We start from the raw sequence: 19,052 nt of genomic DNA on the forward strand, positions 1-19,052 counted from the left end.
AGCATGGTAACATGTTCAGCTGACTAATACTAATAGATCGAGGGCTTGACCAATAAAAATATCAACAGAATTTGATGTGCAATTTTCAGAGAACATCTGATAATTTGGTGATGATGGCATAGAGGGTACACTCCTTCCCATTCCGAACAGGAAAGTTAAGCTCTATAACGCCGATGGTACTGCATGGGAGACTGTGTGGGAGAGTAGGAAGTTGCCAAGTGAGAACTTAGAAGAGTCAGTAGATTTATCTACTGGCTTTTTTTTATTAGAATATTTAAATATTCTAAAATAGAAATTTTTATGTTTTAGGATATTTAAATTTTACAAATATATATGGTTATAGTGTAAAATTTTATTTTAAATAATAAATTTTATTTATTTATTTTATAGTTACTAAATAAATAAAAAGATAAAATTTTTAGATTAGAAATTGAATAGTAACAATATGCTTCTTATTAAAATAAATATATGGTATTATTTATATGTAAGGGGGATAAGTTATGAGATATTTATGGAGTTGTATAGGAGTATTAGCTGTTATTTATTTTATAGTTATTAATATATTAGGTGGAAGGATTTATTTTAGTGAGGTATTTTTAATTTTAGGATTAATTGCAATAGTGATATCAGTTTTCTATAATAAAATACTAAATGCAGATTTTATAAAAAAACATATAAAATTTATTAGGGGATTAATTGTTGCATGTATTTCTATTTTTGTTATTTTTGAAACTATGATAATAATGTATCCCAAAAAAAGTTTGGAAAAATCAAATGTTATAATTGTTTTAGGAGCAGGACTTAGAGGATCTATTCCAAGTTTGACATTGAGATATAGATTAGATTCTACTATTGAATATGTAAATAAAACAGATTATAATGGAAAAATAATTGTAAGTGGAGGGCAAGGTCCAGGTGAGGATATTACTGAAGCTGAGGCAATGAAAAATTATTTAATTGATAAAGGAATTTCTTCTGATAGAATAATAAAAGAGGATAAATCTACTAGTACAAGTGAAAATTTAAGATTTTCAAAGGAAGTAATTAAAAATAATCTTAATTATGATGTAGGTAAAAATATAAAAACAACAATAATAACAACTGATTTTCATGCTATGAGAAGTAATATGTTAGCTAAAAGGAATGGATATGAAAATGTTGAATTATATACAACTAGTACTGAGTGGTATTTAATTCCTAATATGTATTTTAGGGAGTTTTTTGCTTTTATAAAATCATTAATTTTAGATAGGTAATGCCAATGAAGAGAGGATATTTTTATGAATAGAAACATTGAAGATTTAAAAGGAAAAGTAGTAAAACATTTTAAAGGAAAATTATATCTTGTAATAGATATAGTTAAACATAGTGAAACAATGCAAGAATTAGTTTTATATAAAGCTCTATATGGAGAGTTTGGATTATTTGTAAGACCTAAAGAAATGTTTTTAAGTGAGGTAGATAAGATTAAATATCCAAACTGTAATCAAAAATACAGATTTCAATTAATAAGTGAAATAGATATAGATAATATAAAAAATTCTATAATTGAGTAATTTAAAATTTATAACATAAAATAAGCTGTCTTTAATTTTTAGACGGCTTATTTTTTATGTTAAAAATAAAATGATCAATATTTAACATAATATATATTCATACAATTAAAATAATAAATTAGAAATAGATATAATATACATTTGTATAGATATAATATGTATTTATATTTAGCTAAAAAGAAGAAGAGTTAAATTGTCAACTTTTTATATAATTATAGTTGACAATTCAAAAAAAACAATATAACATTTTAATATAGTTTGATTATCAAAATATTATAATTATTTTTTATATAAAAGTTATTAGATGTTAATAGTGTTATTAGATGTTAATAGTATAGAAAACTTTATAATTTTTATTATGAATATATTTTTTTGTTAAATTAAGTAATAAAAATCCATTTAAATAAGATATAAAAAAATAATATTTAATATATGAATTTTATTTTTAAGAAAAATGAGGAGAAAAGTTTATGAGTTTAAAAACTAGAGATTTAGTTTTAATTTCAATTTTTGCGGCTCTTACTGCAATAGGAGCATTTATAAGAATACCATTACCAATGGTACCATTCACTTTGCAATATTTCTTCTGTGCTTTAGGAGCAATATTATTGGGAGCAAAAAAAGGCGCATTGGCTCAAGTACTTTATGTTGGAGTTGGATTAATTGGATTTCCTGTATTTACTCAAGGTGGAGGAATTGGATATGTTGTTCAACCTACTTTTGGATATTTAATAGGATTTATTTTTGGAGCATATGCTATTGGAAGAATAATAGAAAGAATGAAAGAACTTAGTGCTTTAAAAATTTATTTTTCTGGATTCATAGGACTTATGATTATTTATTTTTTTGGAGTTATATATATGTATTTCATTTATAATGGATATCTTGGGCAAGCTATGAGTCCTTGGAAGGCTGTTATAGTCGGAATGATAGATTTTCTTCCTAGTGATTTATTATTAACTTTGATAATATCATTAGTTGGAATCAGAGTAGTACCAAGAATTAAAAAATTAGGATATGTCTAAATAGACTAGGAATAATAATGAAAAAGTTGATAAAAAATAAAGACCTAATTGGAAAAGAAATAAATAAGAAGATTTAAATTTATATAATTCAGGTTTGGTGAAATGTTTTTAGTAGCAAATGATATAAGAGAAAAATTTTGTGATAATAATATTAATTTATGTTTGATTAGTAATTGGAAGATGAGATAGTTCTCTGAAAATTGAGTTTATTGTTTTTAATTGAAATATTTTGAATTAATAGAATTGTATATAAAAGCAGTTCTAATTAATTTGTTTACAGTAATAACAGATGAGAAATGGGGCATTAAAATAAGAAGTTCTTAGTATAATAGAAAGTTTTATATTTATAAATTTAAAAGTAAATGCAAGACTTTTAAGATGAAGTAATATTGGAAGTAATTAAGGAATAGAGAAAAAGTTTATAATTTAATTTTTGCAACTAATGAGAATATAATGATAAGTTTATTAATTACCTTTGGAAATAATATAAAAAAGATAAAAACAAAAAAAGTAGTTTATTTAAATAATATAATTAATTAAAAAGGCTGTAGAAATACTTGTTTTATTACAAATATTTTTACAGCCCTTTTAAATTATAATTTAAAAATATTAAAGTAACTAATATTAAATTATATCAGCTAAAGTATATTTAGAGAATTCATCAAAAAAGCGAGATAATGAAGTATTTATTATTCCTTTCAATTTACAGTTTTCTGAAAAATAAGGACAACAATCATTATTTTTAAAACATTGAACTATATTTAAATTTTCTTCTGTTATTTTTAAAATATCTCCTAAGTTTATTTCAGATGGGGATTTACCAAGTTTTACTCCACCATTTCGACCTTTTATAGAAATTATATAATCTGTCTTAGCTAATTTATTAATAATTTTTTTTAGGTGATGTTCAGATATTTCAAGGTTAGTTGCCATTTCTTCTATATTACAAAGTTTTTCACTATTTAAAGCAAGAAACATTAATGATCTAAGAGCATAGTCGCTAAATTTAGATAGTTGCATATTATTTGCCTCCTTAAATTAATATAAAGTTATATAACTATTATAAGAGTTTTTGTGGAAAAAGAAATAGAATTGATATGGTAAAATTTAAAAGAGTATTTTATTTGCACATTTTAAAGAAATATGATAATATTATTTTAGAAAATAATTATTAATTAATATGATTTATTAAAAACTTAGAATAAATAGAAATATAGGAGATAGAATTATGTTAGATCAAAAAACAAAAGATATAGTAAAAAGTACAGTTCCAGTTTTAAAGGAACATGGAGTTGAAATAACAACTGAATTTTATAAGGATATGTTCAAACGTTATCCTGAAGTAAAAAATATGTTTGATATGAGCAAACAAAAATCAGGAGAGCAACCAAAAGCTTTAGCTATGACTGTTCTTGCAGCAGCTCAAAACATAGATAATTTAGAAGTTTTAGCTCCAGCTGTTGAGAGAATAGGAAAAATACATGTTGATGCTAAAGTTAAAGCTGAGCATTATCCAATAGTAGGAGAATGTTTATTAAGAGCAATAAAAACTGTATTAGGAGATTCAGCTACAGATGAAATAATAGAAGCTTGGGGACAAGCTTATGAAGAAATTGCTAAAATTTTTATAAATGTAGAAAATAAAATGTATGAAGCAAAATAATTTTTAAATAATTACCACATAATAAAATAAAATTTTTCTCAATAAATAATAAAAAATAAGTACATAATAAATGTATAAAATAGGTGTATAAAATAAGTGCATAAAAAAGTCTAGATAATTAATATTCTAGACTTTTTATTTTTATTAGAATTATTGTATATAAAAAGTGTCACAAAATTATTGAGGAATTTTGTGACACTTTTCATTAATTGATAATTTTATTTTTTTCTGCTGTAAAATCTTTAAAATTATCAGTAAAGAAGCTATGATTACTAGTTAAGATATAATATAAATATTTTGTGCTATTAGGCTTTAATGCAGCTTCTATTGCTTGTTTTCCAGGGTTACAAATTGGTCCAATTGGTAATCCTTTATTTAAATAAGTATTATATGGTGATTGTGTTTTTAAATCTTTATTATAAACTTTAGTTACATTTTCACCAAGTTTATCCATTGAATATAAAACTGTATCATCCATTTGTAATGGCATATTAGCTTTTAATCTATTATCTATAACTGAAGAAACATTTTTCATTTGTTCAGGAGTTTTAGCTTCTTTTTCTATTATAGATGCTTTAGTAACAGTTTCATTAATTTGAGCTGGAGTAATTTTAACACCTGTTTCTTTTATAGATGCATCTAATTCAGTAACAAAAGTATTAATCATAGTTTCTATAACTGTATTAACTGATTCACCTTTTTTGAAAGCATAAGTAGTTGGGAATAAATATCCTTCAAGTTGATATTTTCTTCCTTGAACTGGTTTTATAAACTCTGGTAATTTATAATTATTTACTGCATTTATAAAATCTTGTTTGCTGAACATACCAATTTTATCAAATATTCCTGCTATTTGATTTACAGTATATCCTTCAGGAATTACAACAGTTATAGTTTTTTGATTCTTTAATATATTTAAAAATTGTTTTACAGTTACTTTTGAATTAATAGTATATTGCCCTGGCATTACATTAGGTTTACCAGTAACATTAGTATACATTTCAATAAGACTTTTATCTTTTATAATATTTTTTTCTGATAAGTCATTTAAAACATCATTAAAGTTTTCTTTTGTGTTTATTACAAAACTAACATTAGGTTTGTTTGTATTAAATGGTTTAACAGAAGGTATTATAAAGAAGAAAGCAGAAACAGTTATAATAATGATTACTACAATAGCTATAATTATTCCGATAATTAATTTTTTCTTTTTCAAAATAACAACCTCCAATTTAGATTTTAACTTAATTATACATTAATTTTAACAATGTTAATCTTAATAGAGTTATAATTAACAATAATTACATATTTTAAAAAAAATTGATTCTTATATATACTAGACATATATAGTGGAAAAATTTTTTAAGCAAATTTTATATAATTTTATAAAATTTTTATAATTATATTATTTGATTTTTATAAGGAGAGAATATAATTACATCATAAACAAAAGCGAAAGCTTAGGAGGTAGTGGAATGAATAAATTAGAAGTATTATATAAAATGTCAAAGGCTATGAAAGAAAAAGAAAAAATTTCAGGAACAGTAAATTTAGTAGGAGTTTCAGAAAAAGGTGAATTTGCTAATATAACAAATAATTTTGAGAAAGATATAAAAAATAAAAAAATGAAGGTAGATGCTAAATTAAATGTAAATACAGATGAACTTAAAGCAGAAAAGAATGTTGTAAAAGAATTTGATTTTGGAAAATTACATGAAGCACATCATGGAAAAAGTGAACATCATTGTGCAAAAGGTCATATGCATGGACACAAAGGATTTGGAAATAAATTTGAGAAATTAGAATTTTTATTTAAAACTTTAAATGATATGGAACTTTCAGAAGAAGGAGATTTAAAAGTTATAACTTTAGATATAAAAGATATTCTTAAAAAGAAAAAAGAAAAAATGAAAGAGTTCCACAGAAATCATGAACATCATGGACATCACCATCATATGGAAGATGGCAAATGCGAAGATTTAAAAGAAGTATTTAAAATCAAACATGCAATCTTCAAAGAGATTTTAAGTTGCGAAGCTGATAAAGCGGTATTAAGATTAATTATAGATAAAGATTTTACAATAAAGAGTGTTGAAGTAAAATCTGAAGGGGATAAAAAAGTAGAATTTAAAGCAGATTTAAATTACTAATATGATTTTTAGGCTATATCTTTTGGTATAGCCTAATTTTATATTTTGAAAGGAGATTATTTTGAAAGATAATTTTACGAAAAAAGATTTAATTATAGAAATGGAAAAAAGGCATAGAGAACATCGCATGCATCATCAAAAAAATTATGGACATCATAGAAAACATAATATGCATCATAGAGAATTTCATAAAGAAATGGTTGATAGGAAATTGAATGAGTTATTCTTTTTGCATAAATATATGAAAATATTTAGGAAGATAACTCTTATAGTAAGTATAGTTATTATATTATTTTTATTAAAAGTAATTGGATTTAAAATGGCTACATGGATTATAATATTAGTTCTAATAATAAATGAAGGAACAATAGTTTATATGATATCCAGAATGGAAAAAAGATTTGTAAAGCCAATGGAAAAGCTTCAATCAGGAGTAAGAAAAATTGCAGATGGAGATTATACTGTTAGATTAGAAGCAGATACGAAAAATGAAATTGGAATTTTAACTAGAGAATTTAATAAAATGGCTTCGAAGTTAGAAGAAGGAGAGAAGATAAAAATGGAATATGAAGAGAATAGAAAAGCTCTTTTAGCAAATGTGTCTCATGATTTAAAGACTCCTATAACTTGTATAAATGGATATGTAGAAGGACTTTTAGAAAATGTTGTTTCAAAAGATAATGTAGACAATTATTTAAAGGTAATAAAAAGTAATGCAGAGTATATGAACAGATTAATTGACGATTTATTCTTATTTTCTAAGTTAGATATGCAAAAGCTAGATTTTAAATTTGAAAAAACAAATATAAAATTATATTTAAATGATATAGTTGAAGAATTTAGTTTTATATTAGATGAGAAAGAAATTAAATTTAGTTATGAGGAAAGTATAGATACTGAAACTTTTGTTAATATAGATGGTAAAAGATTATATAGATCAATACGAAATATTTTAGATAATGCAATTAAATATGGATTAGGCAAAGAAAATTTAAAAATTGAAATGATGCTTTATAAAGATAAAGATAGTATATTTATAGGTATAGAAGATAATGGATTTGGTATAGAAAAAGATAAGGTTGATAAAATATTCCAAAGATTTTATAGAGTAGATAAAGAAAGAACAAAAGATCTAAATAGTACAGGGCTTGGACTTGCAATAACTAAAGAAATAGTAGATGCACATAAAGGAGAGATATATGTAAGTAGTGAGGTTAATATAGGAACAAACTTTACTATAAGATTACCTATATTTAAGGAGGACAAAAATAATGGGGAGTAAAATATTAATAATAGAAGATGATTTAAATATAGCAGAGCTAGAAAAAGATTATTTAGAGGTAAATGGATACTCAACTGAAGTAGTAACTGATGGCGCAGTTGGACTTAAAAAAGCTATGTTAGGAGTTTATGATTTAATAGTTATAGATTTAATGCTTCCTAATAAAAGTGGATTTGAGATAGTTAAGGAAGTTAGAAAACAGTTTGAAATTCCAATAATAATAGTTTCGGCTAAAGTAGAGGATATTGATAAAATAAAAGGTCTTGGATATGGAGCAGATGATTATTTAACTAAACCTTTTAGTCCAAATGAATTAGTTGCAAGAGTTAAATCACATATATTTAGATATGAAAGACTTATGGGAAAGAGAGTAAATCATGAAATTATAAGTATAAAAGCTCTTGAAATCCATAGAGATTCTCATAAAGTTTATCTTGGAGGAAAAGAAATAGTTTTAACAACAAAAGAATATGAACTTTTAGTATTTTTAGCTTCAAATCCAAATATAGTTTTTACGAAAGAACAGCTTTTAGAAAATATTTGGGATGAGAATTATTATGGTGATACAGCAACTATTGCAGTTCATATTCAAAAGCTTAGAAAGAAAATAGAAAAAGATTCATCTGATCCAGAATATATAGAAACTATATGGGGAACTGGGTATAGATTTAATAGTATATAAAATGAATATTTAATTTTAAAAAAGATATCACTAAAAATTATTATAGAGTGATATCTCTTTTTATTTATTTAAAAACATAAAAAAGTTATAGTTAATAAAATTTTAATAATAAAAATAATATAAATATCATAAATGTAACTTATGTTACAGAAGAGAAGCTTAATAGGGGGTATACTAAGAGCATAAGTTAAATAAAAAAACACGAAAGTTTTACATACATAGGAGGAATTTTAAGATGGGAATGTTTTGTTTTCAATGTCAAGAAACAGCAGGATGTAAAGGTTGTACAGTAAGAGGAGTTTGTGGAAAAACTGAAGATGTAGCTAAAATACAAGATTTATTAGTTTATGTTACAAAAGGACTTGCAACTGTAGCTGTAGAAGGAAGAAAAGTAGGAGTAGTTAGTAAAGTAGTAGATAAATACATAGTAGAAAACTTATTTATAACAATAACAAATGCTAACTTTGATTTTAAAGCTATTGAAGCTAGAGTTAAAGAAACTTTATCTTTAAGAGAAGAATTAAAAGAAGAAGTTTCAGCTAAAGGTGGAAATCCAGTAGGAGCAGACTTAAAAGGATGTGCAACTTGGATTGGATCTACTTCAGAAGAATTCTTAAATAAAGCAAATGAAGTTGGTGTTTTATCAACAGAAAATGAAGATATAAGAAGTTTAAGAGAACTTATAGTTTACGGATTAAAAGGTATGTCAGCATACATGAAACATGCTATGAACTTAGGTTTTGATGATGATAATATTCACGCATTTATGGCAGAAGCTTTAGTTAAAACTTTAGATGATGCTTTAACTGCAGATGAATTAACAGCATTAGCTTTAGAAACTGGTAAATATGGTGTAGATGGAATGGCTTTATTAGACAAAGCTAATACAGAAAGCTATGGACACCCTGAAATAACTAAAGTTGATATCGGAGTTAGAAAAAATCCAGGAATATTAATTTCAGGACATGACTTAAGAGACTTAGAAATGTTACTTGAACAAACTAAAGGAACTGGAGTAGATGTTTATACTCACGGTGAAATGTTAGCAGGTCAATATTACCCAGCATTCAAAAAATATGATCACTTTGCAGGTAACTATGGAAATGCTTGGTGGTTACAAGATAAAGAATTTGCTACATTCAATGGTCCAATATTAATGACTACAAACTGTATTACACCAGTTAAAGATTCATATAGAGGAAGAATATTCACAACTGGAGCAGTTGGATATGAAGGATGTACTCATATAGAAGCTAAAGAAGATGGAACTAAAGATTTCTCAGAAATAATAGAATTAGCTAAAAAATGTGAAGCACCAACAGAAATCGAAAAAGGTGAAATTATTGGTGGATTTGCTCACAATCAAGTTATTGCTTTAGCTGACAAAGTTGTAGAAGCAGTTAAATCTGGAGCAATAAGAAGATTCTTCGTTATGGCAGGATGTGACGGAAGAGCTAAATCAAGAGATTACTATAGAGAATTTGCTGAAAAATTACCACAAGATACAGTTATATTAACAGCAGGATGTGCAAAATACAAATATAACAAATTAAATCTTGGAGATATTGGTGGAATTCCAAGAGTTTTAGATGCAGGACAATGTAATGACTCATATTCATTAGTTGTAATAGCATTAAAATTACAAGAAGTATTTGGATTAAATAGTGTAAATGAACTTCCAATTTCATATAACATAGCTTGGTATGAACAAAAAGCTGTAATAGTATTATTATCATTATTACACTTAGGAGTTAAAAACATCCACTTAGGACCAACACTTCCAGCATTCCTTTCACCAAATGTAGCTAAAGTTTTAGTTGATAATTTCGGAATTGCAGGAATCGGAACTGTTGAAGATGATATGAAACTTTTCTTATCATAATATAAATTTTAAACCTTACTAGCTTAGCTAGTAAGGTTTTTTATTTATATTGATTTAAATAAATTTAATAAATAGATTAGTTAATATAATAGTGAACATTTATAGAAAATATTGTATAATATACAAAAATATTAATTTAAAATTAAAGGAGTTTTATATATGAATTTTTTTGATAAAATGAAGGATTTAGCTGAAGATGCTAGTAAAACTGTATCTACAACTTCTAAAACATTAACAGCTAAAGCAGATTCTAAGCTAAAAATAAGTTCATTAAATAAAGAAATAGAGGAAGCGAGAGTTAGCATAAGAAAAGTACATGAAAAAGTTGGGAAAGCCTTTTTAGATGAATATAGAAATCAAAATAAAATGGAAGATAATTTTATAATTGATTCTATAAATGAAATTAGTGGATATGAAGATAAAATTATTAAAGCAAAACTTAAAATAGAAGAAGAAGAAAATGCATTATATGAAAAACTTCAAGATATTGAAAGAGATAAGTATGATAATTAAAAATTAATAACTATAATTATTAATTAACAATTTATTTATTGAAAAAAATAATATCTATATACTATAATGAGTATAGTAATAAATGAATTTTATAGGTCATGGAGTTGACCTTTAACCGCTTTCAAAGCTGATGACTCCTGTAGAACTTTTATGTATTCTATGGGGGTATTGGCTTTTTTTTATTACATAAAATAATAATGAGGTGAAGACATATGCAAAAATTAACATTCATACTATTGGTTGGATGCGGAGGCTTTATAGGAGCCGCTTTTAGGTACATAATTTCTCTAGGTGCTACAAGAGCATTTGGAGCACATTTCCCATATGGGACATTAATAGCAAACATATTAGGAGCAATAATTATAGGATTTGTTATGAAATTAAGTTTAGACACAAGCTTAGTATCACCAAATACTAAATTATTCTTAACTACAGGAATGATGGGAGGACTTACAACTTTCTCAACATTCTCTTATGAAACAATAGGAATGCTAAATGGAGGAGAAATTGGGCTTGGAGTAGTAAACATAGGATTAAACCTAGGTCTAAGCTTAATAGGTGTTGTAGTTGGTATGGCAATTGCAAGACTTGTAGTATAAAATTCTATAAAGTTTTTAGGAGGGTTTTGTAATGGAAACTGAATATACAGGGAAACTAATTAAAATATTTATTGAAGGTAGCGATAAATATGGGCATGAGCTACTGTATAAATCAATAATAGAAGTCCTTGAAAAGTGTGAAGTTTCAGGTGCAACAGTTATACGTGGAATTGAAGGCTTTGGAGAAGAGAAAAAAATACATGAAGATTTTTTAGAAGTTCTATCAAGAAATTTACCAATAGTAATAGAAGTTGCAGTAAAAAATGAAAAAGTAGATGAGGTTATAGAAAAACTTTCAAAAATGATAACATCAGGTAAAATTGTTATTGTAGACAATGTAAAGATGATATCTTTTGAATAAAATTTAGTAAATTATAAGAAGAGCTTTCATAAGAAACTATTTAGTTTTTTATGAGAGTTCTTTTTTTAAAAAGAAAATAAATGTTAATTTATTGTTAATAAACTGGAAAGCATAATAATTAAATTGAAATTTTAGTATTAAAAGATTTAAAATCAAAATAAAAAATCTTATTTTTATTAAGGGGAGAATATGAAACGAATAGATAAAATTTATAATTATATAAAGCAAAGAAGTAACAAGTACACAAAAGATGACTTAAAAAGCAGAAAAGGAATTGATGCTATTGAGATATCTGAAGCATTAAAAATTTTAAGAAATAATGTAAATAAAGAACTTGAAGAGCTTTTGAGTAAAGGTAAAATAGTACGTTTTAATGGTAATCCTGAAAAATATTTTGATAAGAATAGATTAGAAGAAATGCTAGGTACATCTATAAATGAAATTTCATTAAATTTAGAAGATGTATTTAATATGATGAGTAGTAAAAAAAATAATATAGATAATGACCCTTTTGAATATTTAATAGGTGCTGAAACAACATTAAAGAATCAAATAGAAAAAGCAAAAGAATCAATACTACATTTACCAAAGAGTCTTCATACTTTAATAATTGGAGAAACTGGTGTTGGAAAAACACTATTTGCAAATAAAATGTATGAATATGGTAAGTATAAAGGTAAATTTACAGATGAATCTCCTTTTATAGTTCTTAATTGTGCAGATTATTATAATGATCCTCAATTATTGTTATCTCAGCTGTTTGGGCATATAAAAAGATCTTTTGCAGGAGCAGATAAAGATAGAGTTGGAGCTTTAGAAAAGGCAGATGGAGGAATTTTATTTTTGGATGAAATACATAAATTACCTCCTGAAGGAAAAGAAATGCTATTTTATTTTATGGATAAAGGGAAGTTCAATAGATTTGGAGAAACAGAAGGCGATAGAAATGCTAATGTTTTGATAATTGGATCAACTAATGAATCTAAAGATTCGAATTTAATAAAACCTTTTTTAGAAAGAATTCAATCAAATATTTTTATTCCAAATTTTTCTGATAGAGATATAGATGATAAATTAAAAATAATAAAAGGGCTATTACAAAATGAAACACTTAAAATAAATAAACCTATAAAAATAACAGCAGAAGCTATAAAAGCTCTTATAGGAATAACTAGTTTTGGGAATATAGCACAATTAAAATCAAATATACAAGTATTATGTGCAAAAGGGTTTTTAAATAGCATTAATGAAGATGGAGTAATAAGTATAAATCTTAGCATGATGCCAAGCAATATAAAAGAAGGGCTTATAACTATTAATGCAAGGCAAGAAGAAAATGATAGATTAACAAAATTATTACCAACAGAAGTTTTAGTATATCCAAATAAAAATTATGTTAGTTTAGAGAATGATGAAAAACAATTAAATTTATATAAAATAATTAGTGATGAAGTAATAATTTTAAAAAATGAAGGAATGGACAGTGATGAGATAAAGAAATTTATAACTGCAGATATAAATGTTCACGTTAAATGCCTTTATGATAAATTTAAAAATGACAAGTATTCTAAATATAATTTATATAAGATAGTAGATGCAAAAATTATAAGATTTTCAGAAGAGATAAAAAAATATGCAGAGAAAAAATTAGATAGAGAATATAATGATAGAATTTTATATGCATTAAGCTTACATTTAGCAGTGTTATTTAATAGGATAAATAATATTGATTATGAAGAAACACACGAAAATGTTTTAGATATGACATTAAAAGCACCAAAAGAATATGAAATAGCAAAATATGTTTGTAAAGAAGTAGAAAAAAGATTTGGTGTAAGAATGCCTGAAGAAGAAGTTTTATATATAACATTAATTTTAACCTCAGTTGAAGAAAAAAATAAAAAAGGTAAAATAGGAATACTTGTGATGGCTAATGGAAATAGTACAGCTAGTAGTATGGTAGAAGTAGCTTTAAACTTATTTGATTGCAATAATATAGAAGCTATAGATATACCTTTTGATGTTAAGCCTAGAGAGATAATAAACATTGCAAAAGAAAAAGTAGAAAAAGTAGATAATGGAAGAGGCGTAATACTTTTAGTTGATATGGGTTCATTAGTTAAGTTTGGGAAAATACTTTCAGAAGAAACAGGCGTAAAAATAAAAGCTCTAGGAATGGTTTCAACACCTACTGTTTTAGAAGCAGTTAGACAATCTGAGGCTAATGAAATGAATGTAGATAGGTTATATGATTATTTAAAATCTTTTAAAGGATATTATTCTTATGGTGAGGAAAATAATTAAATTTTGGTTATTATTATTTCTTGATTTTATTGAATTTTTAAAATACAATATAGCTTGGAAATAAAATAAACAGATTGACAGTTCGAAAGCCTCCTGTCGTTAAATAAAACTAAGGCATGTAATTTATAATTTAGATTATTATGCGTAGAGTCCCTCTACCTTTTTATTGATTTTTAGACCACAAAATCAATAGATAATAGTTATATTATCTTTATTTTGGAGGCAGTTAAGAAGTTCAATCTCTTATTAGGGGGAATTTTTTAATGAATAATAAAACTAAAAGAATAGTGTATTCAGCTATGATAGCTGCAATTTATGCTTTAGGGACATTATTATTAGCACCAATTAGTTTTGGGCCTATACAAGCTAGAGTGTCAGAAGTAATGGTGTTATTGGCCTATTTTGATCCATTTTATATTATTGGATTGACTCTTGGATGTTTTATAGCAAATATACTTGGTTCAACATTTGTAGATGCAATTATAGGTTCATTTGCAACTTTAATTAGTGTTATAATGATTTATCAAACTAGTAAGTTAAAAATACAAAGTGAAAAGATAAAATTATTTATTTCATCTTTATGGCCAGTTATTTTTAATGGAGCAATAATAGGGTGGATGCTAATTGAGTTCGGAACAGAAACTAAAACTATTCATGCAATGATCATAGCAGGAATGGAAGTTGCTTGTGGTGAATTTGCAGTAGTATCAATTTTAGGGGTTATCCTAGCATACAAGTTAAAAGATAGAATAAGAAAATTATTATAAAAAAGAGCTGCTTAAAAAAGCAGCTCTTTTTAATTAAGTTCTATATGACAATAACCATTTGGATTTTTCTTAAGATAATGCTGATGATATTCTTCAGCTTTATGATAAGTAATAAGTGGCTTAATTTCAGTAACTATAGGTTTTGTATATATTGCTTGTTCGTTGTCTCTGGTTAAAATTATAGTATCAATATCACTTTCTTTAGTATAATAAATACCAGTACGATACTGTGATCCTATGTCATTTCCTTGTCTGTTTAGAACAGTTGGATTGATAATTCCCCAGAATTCTATTAAAAGTTCTCTTAGAGAAATAATATCTTCATTAAAAGTAACTTTGCATACTTCAGCGTATCCAGTATCTTTTGTACAAATATCCTCATAGGTTGGGTTTTCAGTTCTACCATTTGCATATCCAACCTCTGTAGAAATGACACCGTCAAGTCTAGACATAAATTCTTCTACACCCCAAAAGCATCCGCCAGCTAAAACAATTTCTTTCATAATATAACTCTCCTATACAGATTTATTCGTTAGTATAACCAAATTATAATTTAATATTTATTTAATTATTATAATAATATATATTCATTACATCAATCATAAAAATGTTATAAAATTTTTAAATTTTTCTTTTTTTAGATAAAATATTTACAAAAGATGCAAATATAATAATTACATATCCAATAACAGAATATATATCAGGTATTTCATAAAAAATAAGTAAGCCATAAATGGCAGCGATTATAAGTCCAATATATGAATACATAGATATTTCTGAAGCTGGAGCATTTCTATAAGCTAAAGTTAAAAATATTTGACCTAACATAAAACTAAGTCCAGCAGCAGCCATTACTGAAATATTAAAAAGTGTTAATCCACTTTTGTCAGTAAATAAGGAGGGAAAGCAGGAAATAGTAGCTACTCCACTAAAGGAAAGGATAACTGTAAAGAAATTTTCTTTATCTCCAATAACTCTTATCATGGTATATGCTAGACCAGCTGTAGCAGCTGCAAATATTCCCATTAAAGCAGGAAGTATAGATGAATTAAATTGAGGTCTAACAATAAAAATACAACCTATAAAAGCAACTAATAAACAAATTAATTGTTTTTTAGTTAATTTTTCTTTTAATAATAGGAATGAAAATATGATTGTAAAAAATGGACTTAATTGATTTAACATAGTAGCATCAGATAAAAATAAATATTCAAGAGAAAAATAAAAAGCACAAATAGAAATAGTACCTGCAATTCCCCTAATTAATAAATATTTTCTGTTTTCAGATTTTCCAAAAAATGAAGCATTTTTACGTTTGATTATTATGCATACAATTATAGTTGCAACAAAATTTGTTATAAATGTTTTTTGATAAGGATTCATCCCCTCTGAAAGCTTACCAAACATATTCATAGTAGTGAAGAAAAAAGATGCTAAAATCATGAAGATTATAGCTTTTTTCTTATTGTTAATTTGCATTATTACATTCTCCTAACAGTTTCTTTATCCCAAATAAAAAGTTGTGATGAATTAGTTAAACATCCAAATAAATTCTTTTTAAATCCGGGCATTTGCTTATTTAGATTTTTAATAAGTTCTTTCATATCTTGTCTATTTGTTTTACCATCAGCAGGGCATGGATTAGTTATTACAGGATAATTATATTCACGTACTGCTCGTTTTATCATATATTCTTCTATATAAACCATTGGTCTAATTAAAGAAAGTTCATATTTATCCATATAGCTTTTTGGTGAAAAACAATTTATTCTTCCTTCATAGAACATAGACATAGCTAATGTTTCAATAGCATCATCCTTATGGTGACCTAATGCAACTTTATTACATCCTAATTTTCTTGCATTATCATTTAATGCTCCACGCCTTAAATTTGCACATAGAGAACAAGGATTTTTTTCTTTACGAATGTCAAAAACTATTTCTGATATATTTGTTTGAACTTCTTGAAATTCTACATCAATTTCTTTACAAAGTTTATGAAGAGGAGAATTATCAACATTACCTGGGTTTAGAGTAATAGCAATTAACTCAAACTTTTCAGGAGAAAATTTTTGATAATTTTTCAAAATATGTAACAAAGTAAGACTATCTTTACCACCAGATAAGCCAACAGCTATTTTATCTCCATTTTCAATTAAATTAAAATCATTAATTGCTTGCCTAGTTTTACTTAAAAGTTTTTGCATAGTCATAAAATTAATTTCCTTTCTTAAAAATAGTCGTTTTATATATTTTATAACATATGGTAAAGAAAATGAATTTAAAGATATGTTAATAATTGAATTTAGAAGAGATTTTTATAGTAAAAAGATATATTTTAATACATTAAAAGTACTTAGTATAAGCTAATAAACATTAGAATGACTTAAGAAAATATGTATTTGCAAAAGAAAATAATATAAATAGAAAAAATATATTAGAAATTATACTAAAGGCAAAAAATCTTGATAAATAGAGAGAGAAGTAGTGAAATTCAATAAGAGAGATATAAAATAAAAAAAGTAGAAGGCAATAAAAATCTTCTATTTTTTTATAGAAAATAATATAAAAGATAAATGATTATAAAATGGAGGGAAAGAGTAAATAAAGTTAATAATAATTAAAAATATGGAGGGATTTAGTATTAAAAAAAGAATATAAATAATATTAGGGAAAAATTTAAAAAAATAATAAAAATTTACATATAAATTATATTTATATAGTTTTGAACTGATATAGACTTTCTTTGACTTTTATAAAAATAAATAAAAAAATGAAAAATCCTAAGTAGATAAATACTTAGGATTTTAAATTATTCAAATTTTAAATTTTCTTATCTTTGATTCTCTGGTAAATCAGATACTACTATATCTCTAACAGTATTGTGTAAATCAGCGATTTCTTCTTTTGAAAGAGTTGTAACATCTATTGGCTCATGAAGAGTTACAGCTACATCAGCAGCTTTAATTTTACCTCCATTTGCATCAAGAAGTTTATAGGACCCATCAATAGTAACAGGAATTATTTTAACTTTTGATTTTAAAGCTAATTTAAAGCTACCAGCTTTGAATTCTTTTACTGGGCCACCTTTACTTCTAGTTCCTTCTGGAAATATAACCATAGAATGTCCAGCTTTAAGAATTTGAATTCCTTTAACAATAGCTTCGGCTGATTTTCTTATATTATCTCTATCCATAAAAACACAATGTATTTTTTTCATCCAAAAAGTAAGAATAGGTATATTTCCTAATTCTTTTTTAGCTATGAATCCTTTTGGGCAGCGAATAGCACTAAGTAATAATGGAATATCAAAATTACTTTGATGATTAGAAACAAATAAATAAGTTTCACCTTCTTTTAAGTATTCTTCGCCAGTTACAGTTATTCTTGCGCCACTTAATCTCATCATAAGTCTAGCCCATGCAGAAGAAATCCTATATACGCTTAAATTGAATTTTTTATTACTAGGTTTCGAATCTACAAATCTATATCTGAAAGATGGTATAAAAGAAAGAACCAATGTCATAACAACACAAGGATAAAATATTATGGTTCTAAGCATAAGTTTCCCTCCTAAAATTTAAAAAACATAATTACATCATAATCAAAAGTATATTATAAATTAAGGAAAAATTAAAGAAGGAATCGTTTTATTTTTAGAAAAATAGGGAAAACATAATAAAGAGGTGAGATTATGAAAAAAGGTAAATATTTATTTTTCATTAGTATGGTCTTTATAGCTGTAATAACTATTTTTATAACTAAAAATGTAATTAGTTACTCGAATGAATTAAAAAAAGATTATTATGAAATTGTTGATAACAGAATGGTTAAAATAAAAAATCATGGAGAATTTTTAGAACTAGCTTGTAAGGAAAGACAGGGGTTAACAGGATTAATAGTGTATTTAAGTAAAGAAGATGATTTGGAAAAAAGCTTAGAGTTATTAGGAAAAATAAGTGAAAGAGGTTATAATGTATATATTATAAAAGGAAATATAAAGAATAAATATTCTGTAGGAAAAATAATAGTTAGAGAAGGAAGAGAAAATATAAATTGGATTCTAAATAAAAATTCAAGTAATGTTAATGAGGTAAATGAATTAAAGACATGGATGTTAGAGAATAATTATAAAACAGGTGAAATATCTAATCATATAAATTCGTTTGAAATTAACTTAGATGAAAATAAAAGTTTAAAAGAAATAAACAATGAATTAAACGAAATAAGGAATAAAATTAATAAATAAGAAAATTTTAATATAATAA

General features: G+C 25.1%; 20 protein-coding genes, 1 rRNA gene and 1 riboswitch. Of the genes, 15 read left to right on the forward strand and 6 right to left on the reverse strand.

From position 1 onward, the window contains the following. The first annotated feature begins 103 nt into the window (after window positions 1-103). The 4 genes from rrf (at window position 104) to HMPREF1092_RS00025 (ending at window position 2,581) form a co-directional block, all read left to right on the forward strand. A 5S ribosomal RNA gene (gene rrf, locus HMPREF1092_RS00010) occupies window positions 104-220 on the forward strand. 280 nt (window positions 221-500) lie between these two features. Further along, on the forward strand, window positions 501-1,256 hold the full coding sequence (locus tag HMPREF1092_RS00015; protein WP_002596521.1) for a YdcF family protein: 756 nt from the start codon (window positions 501-503) through the stop codon (window positions 1,254-1,256). A gap of 24 nt (window positions 1,257-1,280) precedes the next feature. Then, complete coding sequence (locus HMPREF1092_RS00020) at window positions 1,281-1,556, forward strand: DUF1653 domain-containing protein (RefSeq protein ID WP_002596522.1); 276 nt, start codon at window positions 1,281-1,283, stop codon at window positions 1,554-1,556. Window positions 1,557-2,026: 470 nt separating this feature from the next. Further along, window positions 2,027-2,581 carry a biotin transporter BioY gene (locus HMPREF1092_RS00025; RefSeq protein ID WP_002596523.1) on the forward strand — a complete coding sequence of 185 codons (555 nt, stop codon included), beginning with the start codon at window positions 2,027-2,029 and terminating at the stop codon, window positions 2,579-2,581. 624 nt (window positions 2,582-3,205) lie between these two features. On the opposite strand, the gene HMPREF1092_RS00030 is transcribed toward HMPREF1092_RS00025, so the two are convergent. Then, window positions 3,206-3,601, reverse strand: coding sequence for an RrF2 family transcriptional regulator (locus HMPREF1092_RS00030; protein WP_002596524.1), 396 nt, complete (start codon window positions 3,599-3,601; stop codon window positions 3,206-3,208). A gap of 208 nt (window positions 3,602-3,809) precedes the next feature. Here HMPREF1092_RS00030 and HMPREF1092_RS00035 point away from each other — a divergent pair, with 208 nt between their 5' ends. Further along, a complete protein-coding gene (locus tag HMPREF1092_RS00035) occupies window positions 3,810-4,244 on the forward strand; it encodes a globin domain-containing protein (RefSeq protein ID WP_002596525.1) in 435 nt (144 codons plus the stop codon). 205 nt (window positions 4,245-4,449) lie between these two features. Here the strand turns inward: HMPREF1092_RS00035 and mltG are convergent, their stop codons facing one another. Continuing rightward, entirely contained in the window at window positions 4,450-5,460 is a 1,011-nt protein-coding gene (gene mltG, locus HMPREF1092_RS00040) for an endolytic transglycosylase MltG (protein WP_002596526.1), read from the reverse strand. A gap of 259 nt (window positions 5,461-5,719) precedes the next feature. Between mltG and HMPREF1092_RS00045 the strand changes: the two genes are divergently transcribed. From HMPREF1092_RS00045 to HMPREF1092_RS00085, 9 genes are all read left to right on the forward strand, one after another. Next, window positions 5,720-6,394: a hypothetical protein gene (locus tag HMPREF1092_RS00045; protein ID WP_002596527.1), complete on the forward strand. Its 675-nt coding sequence runs from the start codon at window positions 5,720-5,722 to the stop codon at window positions 6,392-6,394. 61 nt (window positions 6,395-6,455) lie between these two features. Further along, window positions 6,456-7,676: a sensor histidine kinase gene (locus HMPREF1092_RS00050; RefSeq protein WP_002596528.1), complete on the forward strand. Its 1,221-nt coding sequence runs from the start codon at window positions 6,456-6,458 to the stop codon at window positions 7,674-7,676. After that, a complete protein-coding gene (locus tag HMPREF1092_RS00055; RefSeq protein ID WP_002596529.1) occupies window positions 7,666-8,358 on the forward strand; it encodes a response regulator transcription factor in 693 nt (230 codons plus the stop codon). Before HMPREF1092_RS00050 ends, HMPREF1092_RS00055 begins: the two co-directional genes overlap by 11 nt. A 235-nt stretch (window positions 8,359-8,593) precedes the next feature. Beyond that, on the forward strand, window positions 8,594-10,240 hold the full coding sequence (hcp, locus tag HMPREF1092_RS00060; RefSeq protein WP_002596530.1) for a hydroxylamine reductase: 1,647 nt from the start codon (window positions 8,594-8,596) through the stop codon (window positions 10,238-10,240). Window positions 10,241-10,399: 159 nt separating this feature from the next. Beyond that, a complete protein-coding gene (locus HMPREF1092_RS00065) occupies window positions 10,400-10,753 on the forward strand; it encodes a coiled-coil domain-containing protein (RefSeq protein WP_002596531.1) in 354 nt (117 codons plus the stop codon). Window positions 10,754-10,838: 85 nt separating this feature from the next. Continuing rightward, window positions 10,839-10,900: riboswitch (Fluoride riboswitch) on the forward strand. Between the two features lie 65 nt (window positions 10,901-10,965). After that, complete coding sequence (crcB, locus tag HMPREF1092_RS00070) at window positions 10,966-11,352, forward strand: fluoride efflux transporter CrcB (protein ID WP_002596532.1); 387 nt, start codon at window positions 10,966-10,968, stop codon at window positions 11,350-11,352. 31 nt (window positions 11,353-11,383) lie between these two features. Further along, the gene (locus tag HMPREF1092_RS00075) at window positions 11,384-11,713 is read left to right on the forward strand and encodes a DUF190 domain-containing protein (protein ID WP_002596533.1); all 330 of its coding nucleotides are present in this window, start codon (window positions 11,384-11,386) and stop codon (window positions 11,711-11,713) included. 189 nt (window positions 11,714-11,902) lie between these two features. Beyond that, window positions 11,903-14,017, forward strand: coding sequence for a sigma-54-dependent transcriptional regulator (locus HMPREF1092_RS00080; RefSeq protein WP_002596534.1), 2,115 nt, complete (start codon window positions 11,903-11,905; stop codon window positions 14,015-14,017). 263 nt (window positions 14,018-14,280) lie between these two features. Beyond that, the gene (locus tag HMPREF1092_RS00085; protein ID WP_002596535.1) at window positions 14,281-14,784 is read left to right on the forward strand and encodes a QueT transporter family protein; all 504 of its coding nucleotides are present in this window, start codon (window positions 14,281-14,283) and stop codon (window positions 14,782-14,784) included. A gap of 29 nt (window positions 14,785-14,813) precedes the next feature. Here HMPREF1092_RS00085 and msrA read toward each other — a convergent pair whose 3' ends face one another. From msrA to HMPREF1092_RS00105, 4 genes are all read right to left on the reverse strand, one after another. Beyond that, entirely contained in the window at window positions 14,814-15,287 is a 474-nt protein-coding gene (msrA, locus tag HMPREF1092_RS00090) for a peptide-methionine (S)-S-oxide reductase MsrA (RefSeq protein ID WP_002596536.1), read from the reverse strand. 118 nt (window positions 15,288-15,405) lie between these two features. After that, window positions 15,406-16,263: a DMT family transporter gene (locus HMPREF1092_RS00095; RefSeq protein ID WP_002596537.1), complete on the reverse strand. Its 858-nt coding sequence runs from the start codon at window positions 16,261-16,263 to the stop codon at window positions 15,406-15,408. Between the two features lie 2 nt (window positions 16,264-16,265). Further along, a complete protein-coding gene (locus HMPREF1092_RS00100; protein WP_040413754.1) occupies window positions 16,266-16,991 on the reverse strand; it encodes a tRNA 2-thiocytidine biosynthesis TtcA family protein in 726 nt (241 codons plus the stop codon). A 626-nt stretch (window positions 16,992-17,617) separates the two neighbouring features. Then, on the reverse strand, window positions 17,618-18,346 hold the full coding sequence (locus HMPREF1092_RS00105) for a lysophospholipid acyltransferase family protein (protein WP_002596539.1): 729 nt from the start codon (window positions 18,344-18,346) through the stop codon (window positions 17,618-17,620). 132 nt (window positions 18,347-18,478) lie between these two features. On the opposite strand from HMPREF1092_RS00105, the gene HMPREF1092_RS00110 reads away from it, so the two are divergent. Beyond that, window positions 18,479-19,033 (forward strand): hypothetical protein, encoded by a 555-nt coding sequence (locus HMPREF1092_RS00110; RefSeq protein ID WP_002596540.1) that lies wholly within the window; start codon window positions 18,479-18,481, stop codon window positions 19,031-19,033. The last annotated feature ends 19 nt before the right edge of the window (window positions 19,034-19,052 follow it).

Origin of the sequence: Clostridium thermobutyricum, from assembly GCF_000371465.1 — a bacterium.
GTDB lineage: Bacteria > Bacillota > Clostridia > Clostridiales > Clostridiaceae > Clostridium > Clostridium thermobutyricum.

What these genes read in the sequence shown, in the direction of transcription:
- crcB (WP_002596532.1), top strand. Translation starts at nt 10,966, where the DNA reads ATGCAAAAATTAACATTCATACTATTGGTTGGATGCGGAGGCTTTATA.
- HMPREF1092_RS00020 (WP_002596522.1), top strand. Translation starts at nt 1,281, where the DNA reads ATGAATAGAAACATTGAAGATTTAAAAGGAAAAGTAGTAAAACATTTT.
- HMPREF1092_RS00110 (WP_002596540.1), top strand. Translation starts at nt 18,479, where the DNA reads ATGAAAAAAGGTAAATATTTATTTTTCATTAGTATGGTCTTTATAGCT.
- HMPREF1092_RS00045 (WP_002596527.1), top strand. Translation starts at nt 5,720, where the DNA reads ATGAATAAATTAGAAGTATTATATAAAATGTCAAAGGCTATGAAAGAA.
- HMPREF1092_RS00095 (WP_002596537.1), bottom strand. Translation starts at nt 16,263, where the DNA reads ATGCAAATTAACAATAAGAAAAAAGCTATAATCTTCATGATTTTAGCA.
- HMPREF1092_RS00015 (WP_002596521.1), top strand. Translation starts at nt 501, where the DNA reads ATGAGATATTTATGGAGTTGTATAGGAGTATTAGCTGTTATTTATTTT.
- HMPREF1092_RS00100 (WP_040413754.1), bottom strand. Translation starts at nt 16,991, where the DNA reads ATGCAAAAACTTTTAAGTAAAACTAGGCAAGCAATTAATGATTTTAAT.
- msrA (WP_002596536.1), bottom strand. Translation starts at nt 15,287, where the DNA reads ATGAAAGAAATTGTTTTAGCTGGCGGATGCTTTTGGGGTGTAGAAGAA.
- HMPREF1092_RS00105 (WP_002596539.1), bottom strand. Translation starts at nt 18,346, where the DNA reads ATGCTTAGAACCATAATATTTTATCCTTGTGTTGTTATGACATTGGTT.
- HMPREF1092_RS00055 (WP_002596529.1), top strand. Translation starts at nt 7,666, where the DNA reads ATGGGGAGTAAAATATTAATAATAGAAGATGATTTAAATATAGCAGAG.
- HMPREF1092_RS00025 (WP_002596523.1), top strand. Translation starts at nt 2,027, where the DNA reads ATGAGTTTAAAAACTAGAGATTTAGTTTTAATTTCAATTTTTGCGGCT.
- HMPREF1092_RS00035 (WP_002596525.1), top strand. Translation starts at nt 3,810, where the DNA reads ATGTTAGATCAAAAAACAAAAGATATAGTAAAAAGTACAGTTCCAGTT.
- HMPREF1092_RS00080 (WP_002596534.1), top strand. Translation starts at nt 11,903, where the DNA reads ATGAAACGAATAGATAAAATTTATAATTATATAAAGCAAAGAAGTAAC.
- HMPREF1092_RS00030 (WP_002596524.1), bottom strand. Translation starts at nt 3,601, where the DNA reads ATGCAACTATCTAAATTTAGCGACTATGCTCTTAGATCATTAATGTTT.
- hcp (WP_002596530.1), top strand. Translation starts at nt 8,594, where the DNA reads ATGGGAATGTTTTGTTTTCAATGTCAAGAAACAGCAGGATGTAAAGGT.
- HMPREF1092_RS00065 (WP_002596531.1), top strand. Translation starts at nt 10,400, where the DNA reads ATGAATTTTTTTGATAAAATGAAGGATTTAGCTGAAGATGCTAGTAAA.
- HMPREF1092_RS00075 (WP_002596533.1), top strand. Translation starts at nt 11,384, where the DNA reads ATGGAAACTGAATATACAGGGAAACTAATTAAAATATTTATTGAAGGT.
- HMPREF1092_RS00085 (WP_002596535.1), top strand. Translation starts at nt 14,281, where the DNA reads ATGAATAATAAAACTAAAAGAATAGTGTATTCAGCTATGATAGCTGCA.